The sequence below is a fragment of the Paenibacillus sp. FSL H8-0317 genome (assembly GCF_045040685.1).
Taxonomy (GTDB): domain Bacteria; phylum Bacillota; class Bacilli; order Paenibacillales; family Paenibacillaceae; genus Paenibacillus.
On the sequence record NZ_CP150294.1, the window covers coordinates 1,550,037 to 1,576,503 of the forward strand.

The following is a 26,467-nucleotide window of genomic DNA, read 5'->3' on the forward strand; positions in this document are numbered from 1 at the left end:
TAATGGGGGGCAGGCATGACGCAGCAAATGGAAGAAATGTCGATTACGGAACATCTGAGTGAGCTGCGGAAGCGGCTGATCTACGTATTAAGTATATTTGTGCTGGGCCTAATTGCAGGATTTTTTGTGGCGGACCCGGTATACCAATATCTGACCAAGGCAGAGTCGGCAAAAGGTTTTGTATTACATGCCTTCTCGTTCTGGGATGGGATAGGCATCTACATGAAGATTGCCGGTTTGTTTTCACTTATTATTACGCTGCCGTTTACGGTGTATCAGATCTGGAAGTTTGTTAGTCCAGGACTAAAGCCGCGCGAACGAAAAGCAACGCTGAAGTATGTGCCCTATGTGTTTCTTTTATTTCTGACAGGTATGGCTTTCTCGTATTATGTTATATTTCCGATGGCACTTGCCTTCACAACAGCAATTACGGAGAAGATGGGGCTTGTGGAGACCTACGGGATGAAACAGTATTTCAGCTTCCTGTTTGGTATTGTGCTGCCTGTGTCCCTGTTATTTGAACTTCCTTTATTTATTATGTTTCTGACAGGACTGCGGATTCTGAATCCAATTCGCCTTCGCAAGATGCGCAGAGTTGCTTATTTTGTCTTGATCTTCATTGCAGTGGTCATTACACCTCCAGACTTTATTTCCGATCTGCTGGTGATGATTCCCTTGCTCCTGTTATATGAGATCAGTGTGTTATTATCCGCAATCGTATACCGCAAGCAGCTTGCAGCCGATGAAGAGATCGAATCCCGCTACGTTCGTGCCGAGGATAAGAAACATGCAGGCTGAATGAGGATAAGCTGTAATGTGCCCGGAAAAGACGGTATGTTCTTATCCGGGCTATTTCTGTAGACTGCCGACCAAACTACAGGACAAGCAGGCATATTATGTTCAACAATGGATACAATGGGAAAGGGACTGTCTGCTAACGTTGCAGAAGGGCTAAACAATTTCGTAGAATAAGATTAGTGAATTGCAACATAGAACCAGGCACAGCGGGTGTAATTTGGCTATGTTTGTGTAAATTCAACGTAAATTCTCGCAGGAATTCGTCAAAAGGACTTGAAATCATGCTTCAAGTTGAGTATCATAAAGTTGGTTGTTAGCACTGAACACTGTCGAGTGCTAATACATATGGCTACAACCTACAATGTAACGTTATATAATTTCAAAAGGAGGCTATTTTTCATGATCAGACCTTTAGGTGAACGCGTATTGGTAGAACCACTGGAGCAAGAACAAACAACTTCTTTCGGGATCGTACTCCCGGACTCCGCCAAAGAAAAACCGCAAGAGGGTAGAATCATTGCAGTTGGTGCTGGAGTATTGAAAGACGGCGTACGTGTAGCTCTGGAAGTGAAAGAAGGAGATCGCGTTATTTTCTCCAAATATGCCGGTACAGAAATCAAATTCGAAGGTAAAGAATATTTGATTATGAAAGAGAGCGATATTCACGCGATTCTCGACTAATTCAAATTTAATCGGATAACCGAACCATATAGCACCACCATTTTTCAACAAAAACTAGGGAGGTTTTCTTAAGATGGCTAAAGACATTAAATTCAGTGAAGACGCTCGTCGCTCCATGCTTCGTGGTGTGGACGCATTGGCTAATGCAGTAAAAGTAACACTCGGTCCTAAAGGCCGTAACGTGGTTCTGGAGAAAAAATTCGGAAGCCCGCTCATCACTAACGATGGTGTAACCATTGCTAAAGAAATCGAACTGGAAGATGCATTCGAGAACATGGGTGCACAACTGGTTAAAGAAGTAGCAACGAAAACCAACGATGTTGCCGGTGACGGTACTACAACAGCAACTGTATTGGCGCAAGCGCTGATCACAGAAGGTCTGAAAAACGTAACTGCAGGCGCTAGCCCAATCGGTATCCGTAAAGGGATCGACAAAGCGGTTAAAGCTGCGGTTGCTGAATTGCAATCCATCTCCAAACCAATCGATTCCAAACAATCCATCGCACAAGTTGCAGCAATCTCTGCAGCTGACGAAGAAGTAGGCGAACTGATCGCTGAAGCTATGGAAAAAGTGGGTAAAGATGGCGTTATCACAGTAGAAGAATCCAAAGGATTCGCTACAGAGCTTGAAGTGGTTGAAGGTATGCAATTCGACCGTGGATACATCTCTCCTTACATGATCACTGATACGGACAAAATGGAAGCTGTTTTGGACAATCCGTACATCTTGATCACAGATAAAAAAATCTCCAGCACGCAAGACATCTTGCCATTGCTTGAGAAAATCGTTCAACAAGGCAAACCGCTGGTATTGATCGCTGAAGATATCGAAGGCGAAGCACTGGCTATGCTGGTTGTGAACAAATTGCGTGGTACATTCAATGCTGTAGCTGTTAAAGCTCCAGGATTTGGTGACCGTCGTAAAGCAATGCTGCAAGACATCGCTGCCCTCACTGGTGGCCAATTGATCACGGAAGAACTGGGTCTGGACCTGAAATCCGCTGTTGTGGAACAACTGGGTACAGCTCGCCAAATCCGTGTAACAAAAGAAAACACAATCATCGTTGACGGTGCTGGTAACAAATCCGATATCGATGCACGTGTTAGCCAAATCCGTACACAACTGGAAGAAACAACTTCCGAGTTCGACAAAGAGAAACTGCAAGAGCGTCTGGCTAAATTGTCCGGCGGTGTAGCAGTAATCAAAGTTGGTGCGGCTACTGAAACAGAATTGAAAGAACGCAAACTTCGCATCGAAGATGCCCTGAACGCAACTCGCGCTGCGGTTGAAGAAGGTATCGTATCCGGTGGTGGTACAGCGCTCATGAACGTATATAGCGCGGTTGCGGCTGTAGCTCTGTCCGGTGACGAGCAAACAGGCGTAAACATCGTCCTGCGTGCTCTGGAAGCACCAATCCGCACAATCGCAGCTAACGCTGGCGAAGAAGGTTCCGTAATCGTGGAACGTCTGAAAAAAGAACAAACGGGAATCGGCTTCAACGCTGCAACTGGCGAGTGGGTTAACATGATCGAAGCTGGTATCGTTGACCCTGCGAAAGTAACTCGTTATGCATTGCAAAACGCGGCTTCCGTAGCAGCAATGTTCTTGACTACTGAAGCAGTTATCGCTGACAAACCAGAACCAGCAGGTGCTGGTGGCGGAATGCCTGACATGGGCGGTATGGGTGGAATGGGCGGCATGATGTAATAAAGGTGTAAAAACCTCTAAAGCATCATGTGCCTGGCAGAGCCAATTCTCGTTACGATGTGACAAGAATTTGTGAAGCAGTCACTGTTACAAATTATAAATAATACAAAAACCACTTCTTAGAAATTATTAAGGAGTGGTTTTTGTGTTGTTGAATATTGGTATAATCAAAGTCAGTATTAAGAGATATGGAGGGCATATATCATGAAACATATTAGAAAAATGATATTAGCAGTTTTGATGTCTGTTGCTGTTATTATCTTAATTTATAATTTCACTTCTGATTCCGAGCGAAAATTTGTAAAAGTAAATGAAGTTAGTGATACTCCATTAACGACACTCACAGTAATCAATAATGAGGATTTCGCAGGTACTACAAATACGCATTGGTTTGATATTCCAACAGGGTTTAGTTATGTGAAAGTGAGTTTTAAAAACACGGGTTCGAAACACTTCACGTTCACGATCAATGAAGGATCTACTAGTGGAACCGCGATAACGTCTGGCAGTGTTCCAGCAGATGGAAAAGAGCATACATATTATAGTGACAAAGCATTGTCGACGGGTTCGTATTATGTAAGTACCTCTTCTGCGCAAGGGATGTCTGGCATATTGGATGTTTCTCTTGGAACTGATGTTAATTAAAGATTCGGTAATTCGCTCTAAATGCAGATTTGAAGCCCTGAGATTGAAACCTTGTTTCTATGATTTCGTATGTACTGTGATACATAGAGAGCTTATCAGCAACGACTTGAGGAGGAAATGATTTTGAGAAAGGGTACAAAGTGGACATTATGGATTCTGGGCTTGATGCTCGCTGCAATTTTTATCAACTTTTTTATGAATTTATATAGCTTTGCTTATGCACTGATTACCGTACTTATACTTGCCTTTATGGGCTGGGGATTCTTAGCAAAGTTAAAGAACGACGTTCGGCAGCATGAAGATCATCATCGAAGAGAGCACGAGTCTGCGATCGATGACATTGATCGATACACAAGATAGGTAACACATACATGATTTATCACACGTAACCTAGCTTAGATCTGATCTGATAATCTGGCCAATTGATTTATCGGCCGTTTATGGAGATTGATTTTTCAATTTTTGGTTATTTTATTGTATTGGAGGGATTTTATGAAATTATTTAAATTGCCATGGATTCTTTGTATTATATTAATTGTATCTATTTTGTCAGCTTGTGGTGCGGATGATAGGTTACACGGAAAGAGCGATAACTGGGATGTTTCTCTACAGAGATCAACAGGGAGCTATAGTATTACTTATATAGGTGATGAAAAGCGTATAAAAGATTTTGTGTTTGACCTTACCGGCAATAATATAGAACAACAGGGGAAAGCGCTTGAAGAACAAGAGGTACCATTCAGTATGTCGGGAACGGTTACTGAGGCGGAGAAAACGAAAGACCCAATTACCTTTAGAATGAGTTGGAACAATCAGAGCGAGATTGTAACTTTTGAGTAACTCTCTCATTCGGGAGGTGTTCATCATTGGTTTGGTGGCAATTACTGAATCACTCCTATAGTACTTATCACACGTCAGGCCGTTCCTTCATGGAGCGGCCTTTTTGCACAATCGTATCTCATTTCTCAACAGTTATTTTGAAAATCGAGTGATCATGATCCTGTACGCTGAAGCGATATTCCAATCCGTTGCGAACCGTCCTTCCATCAAAATCAGGCTGATTCACATCGCGATCCAATAGTCCGATATCCTGGATGACATCTTGTGCATCGTTATACGAGTACTCACTATTGGTTGTGAGAATGAGTGTGGCGATAGCAGTCAAAAGAATTCCACCTGTTGGTTTACGCGTATCACCAGTTCTGTATAACCTGACTTCCTGTATGCTCTCATCTGCATTCACTGCACCAACCAAACGCAATTCGTCATTAAATACATACTCGAAAGAGCCAGTGCCCTGCTCGGAAGAGTCCAGTATATTCAAGCGGGTAATACTCAAACCATTCAGTCGGTATTTGCCTACAGCGCCATTAAACTTGTTTTTAAATTCATCGGCAGTCATGTGGAAGCCAGAGAGTTTAATCTGGGATGAAGGGGTCTGATCTATTTCAGACTGAGTAGAGTTCGAAGATAAAGTCAGCGTCCCATACAAACCTATTAAAGCAATCGCAAAACAGGCCGTCGTTAGAAAAATATATCTGATCGGCAACCTATTACCTTTGCGAATAGATAAGATCATCAGAACAAGAAATCCCACAAAAGTAATAAAGCCAAGAATGAAGAGAGTGGTAAACAGATATTGCAAAGTCTCACCTCGTAATAGAGTAATTGTTGGGAAAATCGTGCTTGCACCTCATTCATTATAATGTTCCCATGGAAAACTTCAAACTCTCACTACCCACTGCCCCAACAAAAAAAGCACTGCCGGCATACTGCCAGCAGTGCTTGCTTGGTGTTATACAGGTCTTACCGTAAAGGTGAAGTGATACGCGCGGTTGGCTGGCAAGGTGTATTCAGCGTGGGTACGTGCTCCCCAGCTGTCATCTCCGCCAACACCCATTTGTTTGTAATTGATGCGAGCGACAGTCTGCGTGCTTTGAGGTAATTTGTACACATGGTCGTTTGCTTCCAGTTCCTCCGGTGTCCACGGCAACGCATTAATTTCAAAGGGTATGGTGGCTTCAACATGAAGGCCAAGCTGACCATCCACTGACGCAATTTCAGCAAAGCGTACATCCGTTTTGTTACCACACTCTTGTGGTTTCAGATATGGAACAAATTGATCTCGAACCGCACCTGTGTAATAACCGAGACGTGCACTGGTCAGACGGTCTGCGTAGTTGTCATGCGGTCCTCTGCCGTACCAGGATATCGTATCCAGACTGTTATTCAGTTGCATCAGCATACCGAATTCCGGTAGATCAGGTAAGTCTACGCCTGGAATAAGGGTTTGACTGATTTCCAATATACCATCCACATCAATTCGGTATGTGATGGACAGCGTACATCCCGGATGTTGATCCCACGTATAATCGGTCGTCACGAGAATGCCTTGCTCGTCTGCATGGTGCTCGAAGCGAATTAATCTGTTGGTAGCGTGAGCATCTCTCCAGAACGCAGAACGCTCATTCAAGCGGTTCCCCAGATCATTGTCTGTCATGGCTCTCCAGAAATTTGGCCGAACAGGTGCGAGCAATTGTTCCTGATTGTTGATTTGATAGGACGTTAACGCGCCAGTGGCTGGATTGAAGCTCAAGTTGGCTTGGCCTGTAGTCACTTTCAATTCATCTTGCAGATCCTGTACCTGCAGCGCATTGCCTTGCCCTTGGTGTACCGGTTGGATTGGACGTAATCGCGGAGATACCACGAATTGATCCCAAGCAATCTCATGACCTACTCCTGCCCATTTGGTTGCCACTTTGGTAACCAGAGATACAGTCAGCACTGCTTCCTGGAACAGATCGGACGATGGCGTGTAAGGGATGCGGACTTCAGCCGATTCACCAGGAGGTACCGCGATGTCCAACGTGCCATTCTCTACAGACTTTCCATCGTGTGTTACTGTCCATACGAGCGAATATTCGCTCAGATCCGTGAACAGGAACTGGTTTCGGATGCGCAGCAGGCCGTCTTTGACATCAACGGTTTCCATACGAACGTTCTGATAACATTTCTTCACTTCTTCCAGCTTCGGTGTAACCGTCTTATCGGCCAGAATCAGTCCGTTCCCGCAGAAATTGCCATCATGAGGGGATTCACCGAAATCGCCGCCATAAGCATAATATTCTACACCATCTGCCGTAGTGGTACGAATGGACTGATCGACCCAGTCCCAGATGAAAGCACCCTGCAACACATCATATTTATCGAACAACTCCCAATACAGATGCAGACCTCCACAGGAGTTACCCATGGCATGGCTGTATTCGCAGATAATATAAGGTTTCTTCGGACCCTTCATGCGCGCGTATTGCTCCACATCTTGTGGGCTGATATACATTGTCGATTCAATATCACTTGCCGAATCAGAAGGGCGATAATGGAAGGTGCCTTCATAATGAACGAGACGGGTTGGATCGACTTGTTTCAGATAATCGTACATGGCGATGAAGTTATCGCCGCCGAAGGATTCATTACCCAGAGACCAGATAATAACAGACGGATGGTTTTTGTCCCGCTGGAACATCGAGTTACAGCGATCTATTACATTACTACGCCATTCCGGTTTACTCGCGGGAATATTGTTTTCATTCATTTCCTTTTGCCCATAGTACCAAGTACCGTGGGTTTCCAGATTCGTTTCGTCAATGACATAGAGGCCGTATTCATCACACAGTTCGTACCAGAGTGACTGATTCGGATAATGGGATGTACGCACCGCGTTAACGTTATAGGACTTCATCAGCTCGATGTCACGGATCATGTCTTCCCGCCCAATAGCCCGACCGGTATCCGGTGAAAATTCATGACGATTGACGCCTTTGAACACAATGCGTTTACCGTTGATTTGCATCAGGCCGTCCTTCAGTTCAAACTTGCGGAATCCGATCCGGCTGCGAACAGCCTCCAGTGTTTCACCCGATTCATTCTGAATGGACAGCACAAGTGTATATAGATGAGGGGTCTCGGCGCTCCATAGAAGCGGATTGATAACCTCTGCTGACAACTGGAATGAAAGTTCATCCACACCCTGGAAAGTAACGGCCGCAGTAAGGGGTTGCTTCAGTACAGTCTGCTGCTGTGCATCATAGAGCTGCGCCTGAACGGACAATCCGCTAGGGGGCTGCGCGGCATTATGGTTAAATAACTTCAGGTCCAGAAGTAGCTCCGCATCCTGATACGCGTCATCCAGTTCAGTACGAACAAAGAAATCGGCGATCTGAACTGGTGAAGGTGAATGCAAATATACACCACGGAAGATTCCGCTTAACCGCCAGAAATCCTGATTCTCCAGCCAGCTTGCATCACACCAGCGATATACCTCTACAGCGAGCTTGTTCTCACCTTCGGTCAGATACGGAGTGATATCAAATTCTGCTGGTGTGAACGTGTCTTCGCTATAACCGACCAGCTCCCCGTTCACCCATACATAAAAGGCCGATTCAACACCCTCAAAGTGCAGCAGGACAGGCCGGTCTTTCCAGTCTGCAGGAACAGTAAACGTACGGATATATGAACCCACAGGATTATAGGTTGTTGGTGCAAATGGTGGCTTCAGTTCAGGCTCACGCTCGACCCACGGATACGTCATATTTGTATATTGGGGATAATCGTAACCTTGCAACTGCCAGTTGGAAGGAACGGCGATCTCATCCCATTCACTGGCATCATAGTTGTTCTCATAAAAGGATGTAATCCGTTGCTCCGGTGTCTCCGCAAAGGCAAACTTCCACTGACCATTCAGTGATTCGTACCATGGCGATGCGCTGGAATCATTGGACAATGCTTCTGCTATAGATGGAAACGCTACCATAGAAGCATGTGCGGGTAGACGGTTTACTTGAAAAGTCTCGGGATTATTGTTCCATTCCGGGTATCCATTTGCCGGGGGGGTGTGTACCAGTTTCTTTCGCATAACAGCAACTCCTTCTGAAATGTTATAATATTGTCATTATAGAATTGAATGATGACTTAGAGAATAAAGAATATTGCCCATATGTATCACAATATGAAACTAACGATGGAGAAAGTGGTGTACTGGATGGATACCCGGATTTTTTTTGGTAAAACAGAAGAAGCTGCTCGCCTGCCGATCTATATGACCACGGTCGGTTACTGGGAACACCAATATGAAACTGAGCGTCCAGAGGGATTCCCGGATTATCAGATCCACCAGATTATTCATGGTCAGGGGAGACTGATTATACAAGAGGACGAGTATATCGTTGGACCAGGTGACGTTTTCTTTCTGTATCCTGATGTCCCGCATCGATATATGCCCATCAGTGATCGGTGGGAGCTGGCTTGGGTCTCGTTTCAGGGGAGAGAGGCCAGCCAGTTATTGTCATATGCGGGGATAACCGGCTCACGCGTATGCAGACTCAGGACAGCAACGCTGCTGCGTGGCCTGGAGCAACTTCTGGTTAGAGGAGAGAATGGAGGAGATACGGATTACGCAGATTACGATGTTGAATGCTCCAAACAATTATATGCCCTTCTGCTGGATCTGAAGCCACTACTCATCGCATCAGCCAATTATAATGATGAACTGGAGCGTTTGAAGCCTGTGCTGCGTTATATCGCAGAGCATCTGGATCGTTCACTTTCCCTGAAGGAACTGGCCGATGTGGCTGTGGTCTCTCCCCAATATTTGTGCAGGCTCTTTCAGAGGGCACTCCATACTAGACCTGTATTTTACGTGAACCAGGAACGGATCAATCGAAGCAAACAACTTATGTTCAGTGAGAGAGAGCTTCGAATATATGAAGTTGCTGATCGGGTGGGTTACGAGAATGCCAGTTATTTCTGTGCGATGTTCAAAAGGCATACAGGCATGAGTCCAGAACGTTTTCGCAAACTGCACGGGCTGAATTGAAAGTCTGAATGCTGGTATTCATTTTGAATTTTGATCTGTTATTCATCCTAATTTCAGTTTCCATTAAGGTTGGGAAGGTAAGATAAGTCCTGTAAACCCCTTCTCGTGTTAAATAGATGTGTGACTGGCCCTATCGGATTGTCCTCCGGTAGGGCACTTTTTTTCTTCATATCTTCGGTTGGTGGTATGATAGATGAATACATAATGTGTAACCAACTCTAGTGACCGGAGGATGGAATTGTGGATCACAGCTTGCACCCGTTGTTTAAACCTATTCAGATGAATGGAACGTACCCTAACAGTTATTATGTTGAGAAAATACCTGCTGCCGGTCTGATGGCTTATGTGGCCTGTTATTGGGAATCAGGATCTCTTCCGAACACATATGCGGATGTTGCTAAGAGAGAAGGTCCAGAGCGATCGATGACAACGGTACCTGCACGGGTATTGCCGGATGGTTGCACGGACATGCTGATTACATATGACCCAGTCTGTTCAGAGCACTCCTATGCTTACTGTGGCAATTATACACAGCCGTTCGCTGTGCCTGAGCCATCCGATGATGGTTCCCCTGCTGGAGACTACACCTTTGGTGTCCGGTTCTTCCCGGGTGGAGCGCATGTCTTCCATGGCATGCCTCTGGAGTGGTTTACGGATAAGCGAATTGCACTTCAGGAATGTTGGCCGGAGAAGCTGAATGAGCTTCAGGAACGGATGGCCGAAACGAATCGTTTTGCAGAACGAGTAGAGGTTATGAATGCGTATTTGAGTCCGCTGTCGGTGCAGGCAAGTACATCTGAGAACGATCTGATGAAAAATGTGCTGCACCGTATCTTTATAGATGGGGGACGTATGAGTGTCCAAGAGCTGGCGATGCGTGAAGTGATCAGTGAACGGCAGTTGCATCGCAAGTTCTCGGAATGGGTCGGAATCAGCCCCAAGCGATTCAGTGAGGTGGTTCGTTTTCATCGTGTGCTGAGTGATATTCATCAGGGGAACACGGCAGACTGGGCAATGCTTGCCCAGAATCATGGATTTTTTGACCAAGCCCATCTGATTCGGCAATTTCGCAAGTTTTATGGAGAGACTCCGTTGACAGCAGCCAGGGAGTATGGCAGAATGTTGTCCGATTTGTACAATAGATCTGTAGCACCTTCGGTTATACTGAAGTCGTGAGAATAAAAGATAAGGGAGACATCATATATGAATGGAACATTGCAGATTCGGGATCACTTGTTAAATGAATTGGAAACAGGCGTACGGACGGGAGCTTCGTTAATTCGCTTGATCCGTTCGGAGGAGTGGTCTTATCGTCCACAGGAGAATATGCGTTCTTTGGTGGAGCTAGTGCATCATTTTATCCAGATTACCGCATCCGATCTTGCTATTATGCAGGAAAAAGGTGAAGCTGAGGTTGGTCTGGTGGAGAATAGTCTGTCGGGGATTGAGGATATCGAGAAGCTTGAAGCAACGTTATGGAGCAATTTCGAATCCTACAAAGCCTATATCACGGGATTGAGCGAAGATGACTTTTTGAATCGTTCAACGAAAGCTTTTTATATGGAACATGGTCACTTGCAGGTTCAATGGCAGATTGAAACGGTAACGCATGTATTCCATCACCGTTCGCAGCTGTATAACTATCTCAAGCAGCAGGGCCATGAACTGAACTTTTTCATGCTGTATGCGTAATTAAACTTGTTATATTTAAAGTAAGCTTAGTTGGCTCTACCGGATGGTCCGGTGGGGCCTTTTTTGCGTACAGTCGTCTATTAATCTATAAAGTCTATCAAAATTGGACATTATGACGCTGGTAATTCACCGTTGCTTTAATAGATTTCAAGCATAGAATACCGTATCAAAGCAAAAAGGAGGTGATTTCAATGGCCATCCTTTTACCACAACAGTTTTACAATCTTCCAGCCGGCGTAGGCAAGTCCTACTATGAAAACTTGGCTGGAGGTACCAATGCCAGCGCTACAGTGAACAACTTTGGACCTTTTCCAGTATCTCTCGTGATCACACGTGTTAATGCACCAGTAGTCACTTACGTTGTTCCTGTAAACAGCAGTCTTACCATTTCGGCAGGTGGAGTTCTGGTTTTTGCCTTATTAGCTAACCTTGGAGGCGCAGCTTCCGGAACAATTCAATTCGCCGTAGGAGATTTGTAATTGGTGTGAACTTGAATGGAATGGCCTCTGTCGGACATCTTGTCGGCAGGGGTCTTCTTTTTTAAAATGGATATACATAGGTTTAAAAGGGGATTTTGAGATAATAAAAGTTAATAAATTACTTGCCGCTTCCTAATTAAAATTATAAAAGAAATAACCCGCCATAGGTTGCCGTATGTAGTGGAGATCTGGCTTCACAGAATCTAGTATTTTACAATCGATATTATAAAGTAATAGATAGAATAGGTAAATTATTCCAAATGTGTGTTATAGTATATTTGGGTGGGAAATATAATATTTTGAATTTCTATGAACAAGAGGTGGAAAACAACTATGAAAAATAGAAACATAACAGGTATTGTAGTGGCCATAATTTATTGTGTTGTTCTTTATGTTTTTTTAACTGATGCCCCCCCCTGGTGAAGCTCCAAATAATCCGTTTTGGATTTATTTATTGATTCCAATTGGAGCTATTGTAATTACGTCTCTTTTTGATTATGTGATCAAGTTCGATTTCTTCAGGAAAAAGAAGAAATAGAAGTAAAGAAAAAATTTCTAAAACATTTTTTGCGGGAGTTCTGCTCTCTACATCTATCTCACTACCAGCTTTTGCTCAGGATCAGGTAGATTTACCATCTTCTTTGCCAGTGTCACAAGTGGATAAAAGCCTCTTAGATTAGTTGAAAGCACAACCAGTAATTCTGTAACTTTTACAGATGGTTCTACATTAGTTCAATATGACAATTACTATATTGCGACCGATTCAAATGGAGAAGATGAGTTGAAAATTACAAAAGTCGATGATAGCAAGTAAAGTATGAAAATCTGCAAACCGGCGAAGTGAATTATGCAATCAAAAAAGTTAGACCCATTTATGAAGATCTCAGTTACGCTCCACAGGCATTAGCAGGAGATATCATGATTATACTGGATTTATTAATACTGTTTCGAAAATTCAGACTTGCCAACCTTATGGTTGTGGTACAGTAAATGAATTGTGATCTGTTAGTAATTGTAGATTGACGTTAGTTCCAACCTAGAACCCCCTTATTAAAAGATAGAAGGGGTGAAGTTAAGAAAAGATGTAAATTGAAAGTAAGAAATGAATATTGATAAAATTGTTACTCAACTTCCCCAGCTTAAATCACCTTGATATAGCTGGGTAAACCAAAAATCCATTCTTGTAGTATACAAAAAACAGCCCATTTACACACCTTTCTTTTTATGGTTGATCCACACTTCCATGATACCAAACAAGAGAAGTGTTTTTTTGTCACTAGAAACAGTACTGTTTAAATCTTCTTAGGCCCACAAGGGGGTTGACTCATTATTTTAAGTGCGAAAGTTGAGTAAATAATAAATGCGTATTACCTTTAAACTTTAACAGTGCCTTTATACAGGCTTGTTTACTTTGGCGGTCATTCGATTAATTTAAGGTATAGGCGGCACGCAGACTGGTGTTGGCATACAGGAGGTTAGTCGATGATGAACAGGACCATCTTATTTGAAACCAAACGGTTGGTATGTGGGACTTGGAACGAAGGAGATCGTGCGCTGGCGTTTGCATTGTGGGGCGATCATGAGGTTGCCAAGTGGATTAGCAGCAAGGGATTTCTGAGCGAGGATGAGGTAGAAGCGCGATTGACACAGGAGATTCAAAGGCAGAAGGAAGCGGGTGTGCAATATTGGCCCCTTTTTGAGAAAGAGTCGGAGGTGTTTGTCGGTTGCTGTGGCCTGCGTCCGTATTCTCCTGAAGAGGAGATCTATGAATTGGGGTTTCATCTAACCCGGGATCACTGGGGGAAAGGGTATGCCCAGGAAGCAGCGCGTGCGGTGATTGCGTATGCCTTTGACAAAATGAACGTGAAGGCACTGTTTGCGGGGCATCATCCGGATAATGAAGTGTCACGTCACATCTTGATCAAGCTGGGATTTGAGTATACAGGTGATGAACGCTATGAACCGACAGGGAAGATGCATCCATCGTATATGCTGCGAAAATAAGAAACCCCCGGCCAATGAAGGACAGGGATTGCGTGTTAGGCGATTGGGTGAGTCTTGATCCGAATACCATGTTGTTCTCAATCGGGCCTGTAGAAAGGACTGCCATAGGTCTATCTCCTTTTTATTGTCCAAAGAGGATATATGTTTCATGCTTTTTTTATTTCGCTTTCAGCTTCTATTAAGGTAGCAGAGGTATGATAACTCTTGTAAACCCCTTCTCGTGTTAAATAGATGTGTGACTGACCCCGCCGGGCGCCGGTGGGGTATTTTTTTGTTTTATTTTCAAATAAACAAAACTAAACAAAAACAAATAAAAGTATATTTCTGTGTTTATTATTGACTATCAAAGATAAACAAAGGTATAATGAATGTGAAATAAGGAACTTACTATGTACGTGGCAAGCCATTTGATTTTCAATATAAGGAGAGATTGATCATGAACGTGACCCTTACCAATGAAACAACGCAGGCTGCAGGTTTCCATATTCCATTTGTCCGTGAGATGGCTGAAATTACTCAACATATGTGGAAAAATGGCTGGGATGAGCGCAATGGTGGTAATGTCAGCTATCTGCTGGAGGAAGAGGAAGTAGCCAAATATATCGATATCCAGCATGTGATTCGCAAGATCAAACCGGCATTTTCGGTGCAAGAGCTGGCAGGCAAGTATTTTATCGTGACAGCATCGGGTAAATATTTCAAAAATGTACTCGCTGATCCCGAAAGCAACCTGGGGTTGCTGCGTGTATCGCAAGATGGTCAGGAGCTGGAAGTGCTCTGGGGATTGGAGTCGGGGGCGAATCCAACAAGTGAATTACCTACGCATTTCATGAGCCATATTGAACGTCTGAAATTGGACCCGAACCACCGTGTTGTTATGCACAATCATGCGACTCATGTGCTGGCGATGACGTTTATCCACGAATTGGATGAGGCAAAATTCACGAAGACCCTCTGGCAGATGTGCACGGAGTGTGTGGTTGTATTCCCGGATGGGATCGGCATTATTCCTTGGATGATCCCTGGATCGAATGAGATTGGGCGCGAAACGGCTAAGAAAATGAAAGAATACCACGCGGTGATCTGGCCGCAACATGGCATCTTCGGAACGGGCACAACGATTGACGAGGCTTTTGGTCTGATTGAAACCATCGAGAAGGCAGCCCAAGTGTATATGCTGGTTGCTGGTCACGAGATCCGGCAGAGAATTACAGATGAGCAGCTGACCACACTGGCACAAGCGTTTGGTGTTACTCCTCGTCCCGGCATTCTGGGTAGTTAAAGGATGTTTTATTGCAATATAGTCAACGCATAAATCAAGGAAGTGGTCTTTGGTTCATTGAACCAAAGGCCATTTCCTTTTTTTTGGCGAACAATCGTCATTTTGGTTCAAAAAAGTTCAAATTGCTGAACAAGAATGGCTTTGTTATCGATTATTGAATCGTAGAATGCATTATCACGCGCTGGCGAATTTCGGGTGAAATGACGTATTGTCAATGGCTCTGCGATTTTGCATAATAACAATGCTTCACAGATGAGAGACGGAAGGAAGTTATGATCATGCTTGGCAAAATGAAGAGAATCTTAATAGGCAAGCCCATGAAATCGGCTGAACTGGATGGAGAAAAATTGGGGAAATGGAAGGCACTCGCCATCCTGTCCTCGGATGCCCTATCGTCCGTTGCCTACGGTACGGAACAGATTTTGCTGGTGCTCGTTGCGGCCGGATTCGCCGCCCTGTGGTACTCCGTTCCGATTTCCATCGCCGTGCTGGGATTACTCGTCATTTTAATTTTTTCATATCGCCAGACGATATTTGCTTATCCAACAGGGGGCGGCGCTTATATCGTAGCCAAGGATAACCTGGGTACAACATCCAGTCTGATTGCCGGAGGATCTCTGCTGGTCGATTATATTCTGACCGTTGCGGTAAGTTCGTCGGCAGGGACGGATGCGATTACGTCGGCTTTTCCTATGCTGCATGACTACAGTGTTGTGATTGCACTCATTATGATAGTTTTTCTAACGATTATGAATTTGCGGGGAGTAACGGAGTCAGCGTCTGTGCTGGCGATCCCGATCTATCTGTTTATTTTTTCAATTGCGGTTCTGATTATTTCGGGCGGAATCAAATTTCTTGCCGGGGGGATGGAAGCAGCTGCACCTGAATTCGGAACAAGTCTATCCCATGTGAGTATGTTTCTATTATTGAAAGCATTCAGCTCCGGTTGTTCGGCCTTGACTGGTGTGGAAGCGGTAAGTAACGCGATCCCGAACTTCAAGCAGCCTGCCGAGAAAAATGCCGCGGGTACATTACTACTTATGGGTTGTATATTGGGAGCCATGTTCATCGGCATCACCTTACTGGCTTATGGGTACGGAGTGAAGCCTGATCCCAAAGCAACGGTCATTTCCCAGATTGCTGAAGCGACGTTTGGCAGGGGCACGATGTATTTTATCATCCAGGGTGTAACGGCACTGATCCTGTTCCTGGCAGCCAACACAGCTTATTCGGCTTTTCCGCTGTTATCCTTCATGATGGCAAAGGATAAATACATGCCGCATGCATTTATGGTCAGAGGAGACCGCCTTGGTTTCTCAAACGGGATCATTTTCCTCAGTGTGATGTCTGCGCTGCTGGTGGTCGGGTTCAAAGGAAATACGGAAAGCCTGATTCCGCTCTATGCGGTAGGGGTGTTCATTCCATTTACTCTGTCACAGCTCGGTATGATGATTCGCTGGATCAAAGTGAAGCCGTCTGGCTGGCAGATGAAGTTGCTGGTCAATACCATCGGTATGCTGACTACATTATCGATTACCCTGATCTTTATTTTCACCAAATTCACGCAGACATGGGTCATCTTTATCTTTTTGCCACTCGTTGTTTATGTGTTCATGCGTATTCACCGTCATTATTGCAACATTGCCGATGAGCTGCGGATTGATATTCAGGTAGATAAGCCAGCCAAGAAAGGCAATACGATAGTCATTCCTGTTGCGGGCATTACCCGGGTCGTCATGAATACGATCAGTTACGCCCAGACGATGTCGGATCACGTGGTCGCGCTGTACATTGGATTTGATGATGAGGCGATACGCAAGATGGAGCAGAAGTGGGAAGAGTGGAATCCAGGCGTTCGTCTGGTCGTGATCAAATCCAGATACCGTAGCATTATGGGGCCGCTCAAGAAATTCATTGATACCGTAGAGTGGAAAACGGCCGAGACCGATCATATCACCATTCTAATTCCACAATTCATCACCAAGCACTGGTGGCAAAATGTACTGCACAACCAGACCAGCTTCATGATCCGGGCCTATCTGATCAATTACAAAGACGTGATTGTCACCACGGTGCCATATCATCTTAATCGTTAACTCGAACGGTTAATCGCTTCACCTCGTTTGGAAGATTTACAGATTATTGTAAAATGAGTCACGTTCATTAATAGGCAAACGTTCATATTCTATTTACACATCAAACTGCAGGGACATCTCCAAACAGGGGAGTTCTTGCGGTTTTTTGTCATGAAATCCGGTCTGGATACCGCTTTCGAATGGATACACATTTGCGTAAAGTCCCTTGTCCATGATTAACGTTACGTTGATTCAGAATGAATTTTGCTGTGACATTCGACTCTTACACTAGATAACGTGGTGCTGAAGTTAATGTAACATCTCACACACACTGAATGCGTGAAACAAGGGGGAAGAAAATCCGATGAGTGAGCTTGATAACCGGATCAGCTTGCCCGCCGCCAAACGGCGCGTATCCGGTACGAGTGAGCGCCGGACAGCCTCGCTGCGTGTGCAGCGAATGCGGGAGAATATGCTGGCCTATGGTTTCCTGGCACCATCGCTGCTTTTGTTTGCAGTGTTTCTGTTTTACCCGATGTTTAAATCTGTGTATCTCAGTCTGCATTCCACAGATCCGACGGGGCAGATTGCGGCTTATGTAGGACTGGATAATTTCAAGGACGTGTTCCAATCAGGACTGTTTATGCAAGGGATGAAAGTGACATTACTATTTGTCCTGTTTACAGTCCCCACAGGCATGTTGGCTGCTCTGATTCTGGCTGCACTGACTCACAACCGGTTCAAGGGAATGCGTGTGTTCCAATTTGTATTTTCTCTGCCCGTGGTGTTATCCGTCGGTTCGTCAGCGGTGATCTGGAAGTTTCTATTCCATCCGACCCTGGGCATGCTGAATTATCTGCTTGGCAAAGTAGGTATTGATCCAATTCCTTGGCTTACCAGCCCGGATTGGGCGTTAATCTCGATCTCCATCATGACAATCTGGATGAATCTAGGGTTCAACTACATTATTCTATCCAGTGGTCTGGCAGGCATCCCGGATGAGATCTATGAAAGTGCCAAGATTGACGGCGCAGGTCCAGTACTTACTTTTCGCAAAATCTCGATGCCGCTCCTGTCACCTACGTTATTCTTTGTTACGGTCGTATCGATCATTGGTGCTTTTCAATCGTTTGGTCAGATCAACATTCTAACCCGGGGTGGCCCGATGGACAGTACAAATGTTTTTGTCTATTCCATCTATCAGGAAGCCTTTGTTAATTTCCGCTTTGGTACAGGTAGTGCACAGGCACTGATCCTGTTCGTGGTGATTATGCTGCTGACCCTGATCCAGTTCAAATGGGTAGAAAGGAAAGTGCATTACCAATGAGTGCGACATGGACCAAAACGCTGTTGTATGTATTACTGACGATCTGTGCAGCACTTGTACTGTATCCGGTGATGTACACCTTTTTCATGGCCGTCATGACGCCGGAAGATGCGAGTGCTTATCCGCCGCATATCATTCCAAATTCCATCGATCTGTCCAACTTTAGCGAAGTATTTGATATTGTTCCGATCGGCCGATTTATCGGCAATACCTTTCTTGTCGCAGGACTGACAACGCTTGGTCAATTGATTACAGCGAGTATGGCAGCCTATGCTTTTGCGAAAATGCAGTTCAAAGGCAAAAACGTCATCTTCAGCATGTTTGTCGCAACGATGATGATTCCGTGGGAAGTGACGATGATCCCCAACTACCTGACAGTTCGCAGCTGGGGCTGGCTGGATAGTTACCAGGGGCTTACCGTGCCGTTTCTGGCAACGGCGTTTGGTACATTCCTGCTAAGACAGTTCTTCATGCAACTGCCCAAGGAATTGTTCGAGGCAGCGAGGATCGACGGTTGTGGTCATATTCGCTATTTCATATCGCACGTCTTGCCTTTGTCCCGTCCGGCACTTGGAACACTGGCAATCTATTCATTCTTAAGCATGTACAATTCGTATCTCTGGCCGCTGCTGGTGACAAACACACCGGAAATGAGAACCGCACAGATCGGAATCTCGATGCTGGAGTTCCAGGAATCCACAGCGTGGAATCTGGTATTTGCCGGAACAGCCATGGTCATTCTACCATCCTTACTGTTATTGATCTTCGGGTTGAAACAGCTTGTCCGCGGAATGGCCGCAGGCGCGCTGAAGGGGTGAGAGGGGTAAGGTTTCCAACTATTAAATTGAAATTGAAGTGGAAGCTCTGAAGGTTTTGATCTAAAGATTGTGATTTAGAGGTTTTGAATTAAACCTTGTATCTTCGTACAAGGTCCACGGTTTGGTTATCAGGAGCGAATAAACAAGGCTCGTGTCTTGAAATAAGATCTTAAGAGAGAAACCACGGTAGTAGTGGAGGGGACGAAATCGATTCTGAAGAAGCAAAGCGTTTGCCTTTATACACGGATTTTCCCCTCTAAAAGGGGATATAAAAAAATCCGGGGATAACAGCAATCAGAAGAACGATTCGTAACCGTAACGGCCACGCCGTGTCAATCTCCAGATTTATTCTGAAGCGAGCCATATAAAAGGAGAGCGATTATGAACAGATTTCGGTTGAAAAAAAGAGGTACATTTGCATTAATGCTGGCTGCACTCATGTTGGTCATTTCAGCTTGCGGAACAAAAGCTGAAACAAGCAGTCCGGCAAGTGGAGCACCAGCAGAAGCGGCCGCAGCTGAAACAACACAATTGACGTGGTGGCATTCCATGTCTGGCGCTGGGGAGAAAGCCATTAACCAACTCGCTTCCGACTTTAACGCTAGCCACCCCGACATTCAGGTAAAACCCATCTATCAAGGGAAGTACGATGAGAGCTTGAACAAACTCAAAGCATCGATGGGCTCAGACAGCGGTCCAGACATTATCCAGGTCTACGAGATCGGTAGCAAGTTCATGATTGATTCGGGCATGATTACGCCAGTACAACAGTTCATCGACAAGGATCAGTTTGACCTGTCCCAACTGGAGCCAAACATCATAAGATATTACACCATCGATGGCAAATTGAACGCGATGCCGTTTAACACATCGAACCCGATCCTGTACTACAACAAGGATATGTTCAAAGCTGCAGGTCTGGACCCGGAGAACCCGCCAAAGACGTATGAAGAGTTTGAGCAAGCGGCAAAAACATTGGCGAAAGACGGTAAGCCAGGTGCATCCATGGCGATCTACGGCTGGTTCATGGAACAATTCTTTGCGAACCAGAATGCAGATTATGTAAACAATGGAAACGGAAGAACCGAAGCAGCTACAGATTCTCTGCTGAACTCCGAAGCTGGAGTGAAGACATTAACGTGGTGGAAAAGGATGATTGATGAGAAAACCCTCTCCAATCTGGGACGTAGCACAGACGATACAACAGCAGCATTTACCGCTCAGCAAATCGGTATGACCCTGGATTCCACGGCTGGTCTGCGTAAAATCGTAGAAGGTTCAGGTGGGAAATTTGAACTGGGAACAGGCTTCCTGCCTCGTCCAGCGGATGCCAAAGAAGGCGGCGTTGTGGTGGGTGGAGCAAGCTTGTACATCATGAACAACAAATCGGAAGCACAACAGCAAGCGGCTTGGGAGTTCATCAAGTACTTGGCTACACCAGAGGTACAAGCGAACTGGAGTGTTGCGACAGGATACTTCCCTATTACGACAGCAGCCTACAATGAGCAAGTATTAAAGGATAATATGGCGAAGTACCCGCAATTCCAGACAGCAGTCGATCAATTGCACGCTTCTGCGGATTCGACAGCAACATCCGGGGCATTAATGGGTGTATTCCCGGAAGCGAGACAACTTGTCGAAGGAGCGATTGAAACGGTCCTGAATGGACAAGGTACACCACAGGAAGCATTGGATGCAGCAGCTAAACAAATTACAGACAAGATTGCGCAATATAATAGTACAGTGAAGAAATAACTGTAGACGCTTTGGATTAAAAACAGATGCGGCGCTTATTAATGATCGTCGCATCTGTTGTAATTTTATGGTATCCTCTGAGACCTAAGACGGATTTTTCTTAATGTACAGCCTGCTTGAACAAACGCGTCGATAACATGATGAACGTTATCAGGTTATGTCAGATCACAGGCCAAGTAACAAAAGTATGGCTTAAAAGTTTGAGGGATTGTATGTCGAAGTAAAAGATATTTAATTAATATGTGTCAGAAGTTCGATTTTATATACCATGGATAGGCCTAAAGTCGAGATGACGATTAATGTAAAAAACCCTCTTACGCGCTAACAATCGGCAAAAATCTACGAATAATTGCAGGGTGTATTCATTCTCCAGACGTGATATAGCTTAGAAAGATTTCGCGAAAATCAGCGGGTATTGTAAAAATTAATTCTCTATAGGCAAATGAATATAATATGTTTAACGCCCTAGAAACAGCATGCAGACTGCCATCTGCATGCTGTTTTTTTTACTAATTAATGCCTGTTAATTTTCACCAAGTGAAGGTATAGTAGACAGGATTATATTGAAGGAGTGTTGACGACATGCAAGAACAACCCGTTTTAATCGCGCTATTTGCCATAGCGGCAGGAATTTTTAGTTTGCTCGGTGGTATCAACAATTGGGATTGGTTTATGAAGAGTTTCAGAGCAGGGATTTTTGTGAAGACTATTGGAAGACAGGGCGCAAGAGTGGTATATGGTATTCTCGGTGTTGTCATGATTGTCATTGGTGTACTACTGTTACTGATCGGATAGATATTGGAAATAAACGAACTCACCAAGTATCATCTACATACGATGTTCATGAGCGAAGGCGAAGTAAGAGGATATGTGAGAAGAGTCAAATGGAAAAAGCGTGTGAAAGCGTAAATTAGCAGTATGCGGTATGACCAGGATAGAATATCAAATCAAATAGCATGCCTGAAAAAATCATAGTCAAAACAAAAAGACCACCGAAAAATTTCGGTGGTCTTATTACCAAATTCAGGTTTATCCATCTCAATCTGGTTTAATTATCTTTTAAGTCTTCTACAGAGTTGATATCCATATACGTTGGAACAACCAGACCTTGCTTGACTCCAGTCATACTGACAGCGATATCTTCGATCTTGTCTCCATATGTTTTCCAGTAGTCTCCATGTGTAAGCGGGAGCCATACGGCTGGAGAAGCATCGATATCACCTGCTGCCAAGCCTGCCCACATGGGTCCAGCTTCAACTTGTAGTGCTTTGACGGTATAACCGAGATCTGTCTCCAGCACATACTTCATCAGGTTGGTACTCGCAATTTCAGAGTCCCATGCAACATAACCGAGACGCAAATTGTCACCTTTAACAGGGGTTAACCCCTTGGTCCACTCTTCAATTTGGTCCGGATGTTTTTCTGCATAAGTCTTGGCAGCTTCTTCAGGCGAAACGCCCTTTTGAATGTCTACCATGATTTCACTCATTTGGTCCGCAGTCCAATTAAAGCGAGAGAAGAACTCATAGGCAACGGGATGATCTTCTTTGATTCCCTTACGTCCAACCGTGTGAACTTCCTCTGCATCGCCGAAAATCAAGTCGGGGTCGTCCAGATACTTCAGATCATACTGATTGAACATCCAGTGTGGAGTCCAACCCGTAACGATGATTGGTTCTTCATTTTTATAAGCTTTGTCCAGCGATGCAGTCATCGCGGCTCCAGAGCCTTCAATCAGATTCCAGTTAGACAAATCATAATGTTTAATGGCGTTTGCAGTGGCCTTCATCAGACCTGCACCTGGATCAATACCAACGATTTGGTGATTAACCTCTTCACCCACATTAGCACTTGCCGATGGAGTGGAAGAAGCGGCACCTGTCTCCAGATCTGCAATCGAATTGACTTCGGTCATGTAACTAGGAACCACGAGGCCTGTACGTACACCTGTCATATTGGCCCCCAGATCGTCCACCTGATCTTTGTAACGTTCCCAGTAGTCAGCGTGTGTCAATGGCAGCCAAGCTGCTGGAGAGGCATCTACGTCGCCCGAGGCAACACCCGTCCACATCGGTCCGGCTTCGACCTGTAGAGCGTTAACTTTATAACCCAATTCGTTTTCCATCACATATTTCAGCAAGTTGGTACTTGCGATTTCAGAATCCCAGGCCACATAGCTCAGTTTGAATGCATCACCGTTCACTGGAGTCAGACCTTTGGTCCACTCAGCAATCTGATCGGCATGTTTCTCAGCATAAGCTTTAGCTGCTTCTTCTGCGGATGTGCCACCCTGGATAGCAGTCATCATTTCACCCATTTCATCCGAGGTCCATTGGAAACGGGACAGGAATTCAAACGCAACAGGGTGATCTTCTTTTAGACCTTTACGGGCGATGGTATGAATTTCTTCAGCATCACCGAAAGATTTCTCAGGGTCTTCCAGATATTTCAGATCATACTTGTTGAACATCCAGTGCGGAGTCCAACCTGTAATAATGATTGGATCTTCATTTTTGATCGCTTTGTCCAGTGTGGCCGTCATGGCTGCACCAGAGCCTTCAATCAGAGTCCAGTCAGTCAATTTATAGTCTTCGATCGCTTTTGCAGCGGACTTCATAATACCAGCCCCTGGATCGATACCGATAATCTGATAGTTCACTTCTTGACCTACAGCGTTGGCTGCTGAATTGTTGCCACCAGCGGAAGTTGTGCCACCAACGAAGTATTGTGAGAAACCAGCTACAAGCACAAGGAATGTTGCCGCAGCAGTGATCCATGCTTTTTGCTTTGATGTAATGCTTGAGTTCTTTTTGCGACCTGGCATAAACACATTTTGTGTAAAACGGTCCAGAACAATCGCGAGTACAACAACGGCCAGACCGGCTTCGAAACCTTTACCGATTTGCAGTTGTGTTACGGCACGATAGACTTCCGCACCAATACCTTGTGCACCAATCATGGATGCAATAACAACCATGGACAGTGACAGCATGATGGTCTGATTAATACCGGACATCACGGTAGGCAAAGCGAGTGGAAGTTGTACTTTGAACAACTTTTGCATGGAAGTTGAGCCGAATGCATCAGCTGCTTCAACCAATTCGCCAGATACCTGTCTGATACCCAGGTGAGTCAGACGAATCGTTGGCGGAATCGCAAATATAACAGACGCGATAACACCTGGAACGACACCTAGACTAAAGAATGTAACCGCAGGCAGCAAGTAAACAAATGCAGGCATCGTCTGCATGAAGTCAAGCAGCGGTGTAATGATACGCGCCGCAGTTTTACTGTATGCGAGCCAGATTCCGACAGGTACACCAAGCAGGATCGAAACCAATCCTGAAGTGATAACCAGACCGAGTGTGTCCATCGATTGGGACCAGTATCCCAAGTTATCTACGAGCAAGAACCCGATAACCGTAAATAGTGTCAGTGGGAGTCGTCCTACGAGGAACGCAAGAACACCCAATATGGCAATGAACAGGAGTGGATGGGGCAGCAAGAACAGCCCGGAGAAATATCCGACAACCGCTTGAATAACGGTGGAAATTACATTAAACAATCCGGAGAGCGAGGAGCTCATCCAGTCAACTATGGATTCAATCCACGACGCTAGTGGTATTTTGGGAATCATTCACAAGTTCCTCCTTTACTGCAACTTCACCGCTAAGTGCACCCAGCAGGGCACCGCGGACGATAACACCTTGCAGACGGCCATTCTCACCAACAACAGCGAGAGGCACATGGGCTGAACTTACAATTTCGAACAATTCATGAATCAGGGTCTCAGGCGACACAGTAGGCCCGTCCGTGATCAGAATGTCTTTTAATACTTTGTTTTCACGCATCGCACGAGAAGCGTCTTCTGCTGTAATGACACCAAGCAGCTTCTTCGAACGGTCAATGACAAACAGGTTGGAAACGCCACTTTCGCGCATTAATTCGAGGGCAACACGAGGTCCGCGGTCAAGTGTGATTGTTTCAGGGCGACGCATTACGTGAGATGCTGTAAGGACCTTGGACAGATCCACGTCTTCGACGAAGCGGGCCACATATGAGTTGGCCGGTTGAATCATGATTTCTTCCGGTGTACCGATCTGCACAACTGCGCCGTCTTTCATGAGGGCAATACGATCGCCGATGCGCAGCGCTTCGTCCAAGTCATGGGTAATGAAAATAATCGTCTTTTTCATTTTATCCTGAAGCTCGATCAACTCATCCTGCATATCACGGCGAATCAATGGATCAAGTGCACTGAAGGCTTCATCCATCAGTAGTACTTCCGGGTCATTGGCAAGTGCACGCGCCAAGCCGACACGTTGCTGCATCCCGCCACTGAGTTCATCTGGCATTTTGTCTTCCCAGCCCTTAAGGCCAACCAGCTCAAGTGAGGTTTTTGCCTTCTCCCGGCGTACTTCCTTATCTACTTTTTGTATTTCCAATCCATACTCCACATTATCAAGAACGGTACGGTGCGGGAATAACGCAAACTTCTGGAAGACCATGCTAATCGTTTTCCGGCGCACTTCGCGCAATTGTTCTTTGTTCATCTTGCGTAGATCCTTACCATGGACCAGAATTTCTCCGGATGTTGGTTCAATCAGACGATTGAACATCCGAACCAGTGTGGATTTACCACTCCCGGACAGTCCCATAATAACGAAAATCTCGCCTTCCTTAATTTCCATGTTGACCCGGTTGACACCAACCGTTATCTGTTTTTCTTTGGCCAACTTTTCTTTACCCCAACCTTGCTCCAGTAATTGCAGACCTTGCTCGGTTTGGGGTCCAAACAATTTACTTACGTTTTTCACTTCAAGTATGGTCATGTTTTCACCCCTTCTGATGTGTTGTGCACTTCGAACGGCTTTCAGCATCCATAAGCCCATACACTTATGCGCCCAGCCACGAAATCCGGTAGTTGTTGCTTCGCTTCCCGTCTTTCTGGGTAACGAGTTTAATACTAACAATACTTAACCAGTATATCAACCGAATAAACAGTACATAATGTTTGTACAGTAAAAACTGTACAAAGTTTTTCGTCCAAATACTCCGTCATTCTCCTTATTCTGGCTAATAAGGCAGCTTTACATTTGACATTGCTTTTCCTACAATAGAAAATGAGCTGAATTGAAGCTGAATTTTTTGGTTAAAAGATAGTCATAGGCAATTGTAGCCTGGTAAAGTTCCCATTTTCATACATTGGGTGAATGAAAGCCCTCTGGCATATATGATGTCCGGCCGAGAGCTTTCCCATGTAAGCAGGACTTTTAAAGTGTTGCAATGATTTCGCCAAAGACTGTGGAATGTTCAGAATGGAGGTTG

At 44.9% G+C, this 26,467-nt stretch carries 21 protein-coding genes; 17 read left to right on the plus strand and 4 right to left on the minus strand.

Annotated elements, in window-relative coordinates; translation table 11 throughout:
* Positions 1–15: 15 nt before the first annotated feature.
* The 6 genes from tatC (at position 16) to MHB43_RS06985 (ending at position 4,672) form a co-directional block, all read left to right on the plus strand.
* A complete protein-coding gene (gene tatC, locus MHB43_RS06960; protein ID WP_405131605.1) occupies positions 16–798 on the plus strand; it encodes a twin-arginine translocase subunit TatC in 783 nt (260 codons plus the stop codon).
* Positions 799–1,197: 399 nt separating this feature from the next.
* Entirely contained in the window at positions 1,198–1,479 is a 282-nt protein-coding gene (gene groES, locus MHB43_RS06965; protein WP_017690077.1) for a co-chaperone GroES, read from the plus strand.
* Between the two features lie 73 nt (positions 1,480–1,552).
* On the plus strand, positions 1,553–3,187 hold the full coding sequence (groL, locus tag MHB43_RS06970) for a chaperonin GroEL (protein WP_036611259.1): 1,635 nt from the start codon (positions 1,553–1,555) through the stop codon (positions 3,185–3,187).
* A gap of 204 nt (positions 3,188–3,391) precedes the next feature.
* Positions 3,392–3,832, plus strand: a complete 441-nt coding sequence (locus tag MHB43_RS06975; protein ID WP_221819140.1) for a hypothetical protein — start codon at positions 3,392–3,394, stop codon at positions 3,830–3,832.
* A gap of 117 nt (positions 3,833–3,949) precedes the next feature.
* Positions 3,950–4,192 carry a hypothetical protein gene (locus MHB43_RS06980; RefSeq protein ID WP_260632582.1) on the plus strand — a complete coding sequence of 81 codons (243 nt, stop codon included), beginning with the start codon at positions 3,950–3,952 and terminating at the stop codon, positions 4,190–4,192.
* A gap of 132 nt (positions 4,193–4,324) precedes the next feature.
* The gene (locus MHB43_RS06985; RefSeq protein ID WP_405131606.1) at positions 4,325–4,672 is read left to right on the plus strand and encodes a hypothetical protein; all 348 of its coding nucleotides are present in this window, start codon (positions 4,325–4,327) and stop codon (positions 4,670–4,672) included.
* Between the two features lie 118 nt (positions 4,673–4,790).
* On the opposite strand, the gene MHB43_RS06990 is transcribed toward MHB43_RS06985, so the two are convergent.
* Together MHB43_RS06990 and MHB43_RS06995 are read right to left on the minus strand one after the other, a co-directional pair.
* On the minus strand, positions 4,791–5,411 hold the full coding sequence (locus tag MHB43_RS06990) for a hypothetical protein (RefSeq protein WP_405131607.1): 621 nt from the start codon (positions 5,409–5,411) through the stop codon (positions 4,791–4,793).
* A gap of 216 nt (positions 5,412–5,627) precedes the next feature.
* Complete coding sequence (locus tag MHB43_RS06995) at positions 5,628–8,747, minus strand: glycoside hydrolase family 2 TIM barrel-domain containing protein (RefSeq protein WP_339182739.1); 3,120 nt, start codon at positions 8,745–8,747, stop codon at positions 5,628–5,630.
* Positions 8,748–8,828: 81 nt separating this feature from the next.
* Between MHB43_RS06995 and MHB43_RS07000 the strand changes: the two genes are divergently transcribed.
* The 11 genes from MHB43_RS07000 to MHB43_RS07050 all read left to right on the plus strand — a co-directional run bounded on the left by MHB43_RS07000 (position 8,829) and on the right by MHB43_RS07050 (position 21,934).
* Complete coding sequence (locus MHB43_RS07000; RefSeq protein WP_405131608.1) at positions 8,829–9,707, plus strand: AraC family ligand binding domain-containing protein; 879 nt, start codon at positions 8,829–8,831, stop codon at positions 9,705–9,707.
* A 240-nt stretch (positions 9,708–9,947) separates the two neighbouring features.
* The gene (locus tag MHB43_RS07005; RefSeq protein WP_221819145.1) at positions 9,948–10,883 is read left to right on the plus strand and encodes a helix-turn-helix domain-containing protein; all 936 of its coding nucleotides are present in this window, start codon (positions 9,948–9,950) and stop codon (positions 10,881–10,883) included.
* Between the two features lie 27 nt (positions 10,884–10,910).
* Positions 10,911–11,399 carry a DinB family protein gene (locus MHB43_RS07010; RefSeq protein WP_221819146.1) on the plus strand — a complete coding sequence of 163 codons (489 nt, stop codon included), beginning with the start codon at positions 10,911–10,913 and terminating at the stop codon, positions 11,397–11,399.
* 191 nt (positions 11,400–11,590) lie between these two features.
* Entirely contained in the window at positions 11,591–11,878 is a 288-nt protein-coding gene (locus MHB43_RS07015) for a hypothetical protein (RefSeq protein WP_101314123.1), read from the plus strand.
* A gap of 1,482 nt (positions 11,879–13,360) precedes the next feature.
* Positions 13,361–13,882, plus strand: coding sequence for a GNAT family N-acetyltransferase (locus tag MHB43_RS07020; protein WP_221819148.1), 522 nt, complete (start codon positions 13,361–13,363; stop codon positions 13,880–13,882).
* A gap of 436 nt (positions 13,883–14,318) precedes the next feature.
* Positions 14,319–15,164 (plus strand): rhamnulose-1-phosphate aldolase, encoded by an 846-nt coding sequence (gene rhaD / locus MHB43_RS07025; RefSeq protein ID WP_221819149.1) that lies wholly within the window; start codon positions 14,319–14,321, stop codon positions 15,162–15,164.
* 278 nt (positions 15,165–15,442) lie between these two features.
* Positions 15,443–17,260, plus strand: coding sequence for an APC family permease (locus tag MHB43_RS07030; protein WP_405131609.1), 1,818 nt, complete (start codon positions 15,443–15,445; stop codon positions 17,258–17,260).
* Positions 17,261–17,603: 343 nt separating this feature from the next.
* A complete protein-coding gene (locus MHB43_RS07035; RefSeq protein ID WP_339182746.1) occupies positions 17,604–18,566 on the plus strand; it encodes a sugar ABC transporter permease in 963 nt (320 codons plus the stop codon).
* Positions 18,563–19,384 (plus strand): carbohydrate ABC transporter permease, encoded by an 822-nt coding sequence (locus MHB43_RS07040; protein WP_036669010.1) that lies wholly within the window; start codon positions 18,563–18,565, stop codon positions 19,382–19,384. The genes MHB43_RS07035 and MHB43_RS07040 overlap by 4 nt, the downstream gene beginning before the upstream one ends.
* 381 nt (positions 19,385–19,765) lie before the next feature.
* Positions 19,766–21,139 carry an ABC transporter substrate-binding protein gene (locus MHB43_RS07045; protein ID WP_405131610.1) on the plus strand — a complete coding sequence of 458 codons (1,374 nt, stop codon included), beginning with the start codon at positions 19,766–19,768 and terminating at the stop codon, positions 21,137–21,139.
* A 582-nt stretch (positions 21,140–21,721) separates the two neighbouring features.
* Positions 21,722–21,934, plus strand: coding sequence for an immunity 17 family protein (locus MHB43_RS07050; RefSeq protein WP_076216916.1), 213 nt, complete (start codon positions 21,722–21,724; stop codon positions 21,932–21,934).
* Between the two features lie 253 nt (positions 21,935–22,187).
* Here the strand turns inward: MHB43_RS07050 and MHB43_RS07055 are convergent, their stop codons facing one another.
* Both MHB43_RS07055 and MHB43_RS07060 read right to left on the minus strand, forming a co-directional pair.
* Positions 22,188–24,776, minus strand: coding sequence for a glycine betaine ABC transporter substrate-binding protein (locus tag MHB43_RS07055; protein ID WP_221819155.1), 2,589 nt, complete (start codon positions 24,774–24,776; stop codon positions 22,188–22,190).
* A complete protein-coding gene (locus MHB43_RS07060) occupies positions 24,742–25,971 on the minus strand; it encodes a glycine betaine/L-proline ABC transporter ATP-binding protein (protein ID WP_339182752.1) in 1,230 nt (409 codons plus the stop codon). The genes MHB43_RS07055 and MHB43_RS07060 overlap by 35 nt, the downstream gene beginning before the upstream one ends.
* Between the last annotated feature and the right edge of the window lie 496 nt (positions 25,972–26,467).

Coding starts and splice junctions, on each gene's coding strand:
- tatC (WP_405131605.1), top strand. CDS start 16: ATGACGCAGCAAATGGAAGAAATGTCGATTACGGAACATCTGAGTGAG.
- groES (WP_017690077.1), top strand. CDS start 1,198: ATGATCAGACCTTTAGGTGAACGCGTATTGGTAGAACCACTGGAGCAA.
- groL (WP_036611259.1), top strand. CDS start 1,553: ATGGCTAAAGACATTAAATTCAGTGAAGACGCTCGTCGCTCCATGCTT.
- MHB43_RS06975 (WP_221819140.1), top strand. CDS start 3,392: ATGAAACATATTAGAAAAATGATATTAGCAGTTTTGATGTCTGTTGCT.
- MHB43_RS06980 (WP_260632582.1), top strand. CDS start 3,950: ATGATTTTGAGAAAGGGTACAAAGTGGACATTATGGATTCTGGGCTTG.
- MHB43_RS06985 (WP_405131606.1), top strand. CDS start 4,325: ATGAAATTATTTAAATTGCCATGGATTCTTTGTATTATATTAATTGTA.
- MHB43_RS06990 (WP_405131607.1), bottom strand. CDS start 5,411: ATGATCTTATCTATTCGCAAAGGTAATAGGTTGCCGATCAGATATATT.
- MHB43_RS06995 (WP_339182739.1), bottom strand. CDS start 8,747: ATGCGAAAGAAACTGGTACACACCCCCCCGGCAAATGGATACCCGGAA.
- MHB43_RS07000 (WP_405131608.1), top strand. CDS start 8,829: ATGTATCACAATATGAAACTAACGATGGAGAAAGTGGTGTACTGGATG.
- MHB43_RS07010 (WP_221819146.1), top strand. CDS start 10,911: ATGAATGGAACATTGCAGATTCGGGATCACTTGTTAAATGAATTGGAA.
- MHB43_RS07015 (WP_101314123.1), top strand. CDS start 11,591: ATGGCCATCCTTTTACCACAACAGTTTTACAATCTTCCAGCCGGCGTA.
- MHB43_RS07020 (WP_221819148.1), top strand. CDS start 13,361: ATGATGAACAGGACCATCTTATTTGAAACCAAACGGTTGGTATGTGGG.
- rhaD (WP_221819149.1), top strand. CDS start 14,319: ATGAACGTGACCCTTACCAATGAAACAACGCAGGCTGCAGGTTTCCAT.
- MHB43_RS07030 (WP_405131609.1), top strand. CDS start 15,443: ATGCTTGGCAAAATGAAGAGAATCTTAATAGGCAAGCCCATGAAATCG.
- MHB43_RS07035 (WP_339182746.1), top strand. CDS start 17,604: ATGAGTGAGCTTGATAACCGGATCAGCTTGCCCGCCGCCAAACGGCGC.
- MHB43_RS07040 (WP_036669010.1), top strand. CDS start 18,563: ATGAGTGCGACATGGACCAAAACGCTGTTGTATGTATTACTGACGATC.
- MHB43_RS07045 (WP_405131610.1), top strand. CDS start 19,766: ATGAACAGATTTCGGTTGAAAAAAAGAGGTACATTTGCATTAATGCTG.
- MHB43_RS07050 (WP_076216916.1), top strand. CDS start 21,722: ATGCAAGAACAACCCGTTTTAATCGCGCTATTTGCCATAGCGGCAGGA.
- MHB43_RS07055 (WP_221819155.1), bottom strand. CDS start 24,776: ATGATTCCCAAAATACCACTAGCGTCGTGGATTGAATCCATAGTTGAC.
- MHB43_RS07060 (WP_339182752.1), bottom strand. CDS start 25,971: ATGACCATACTTGAAGTGAAAAACGTAAGTAAATTGTTTGGACCCCAA.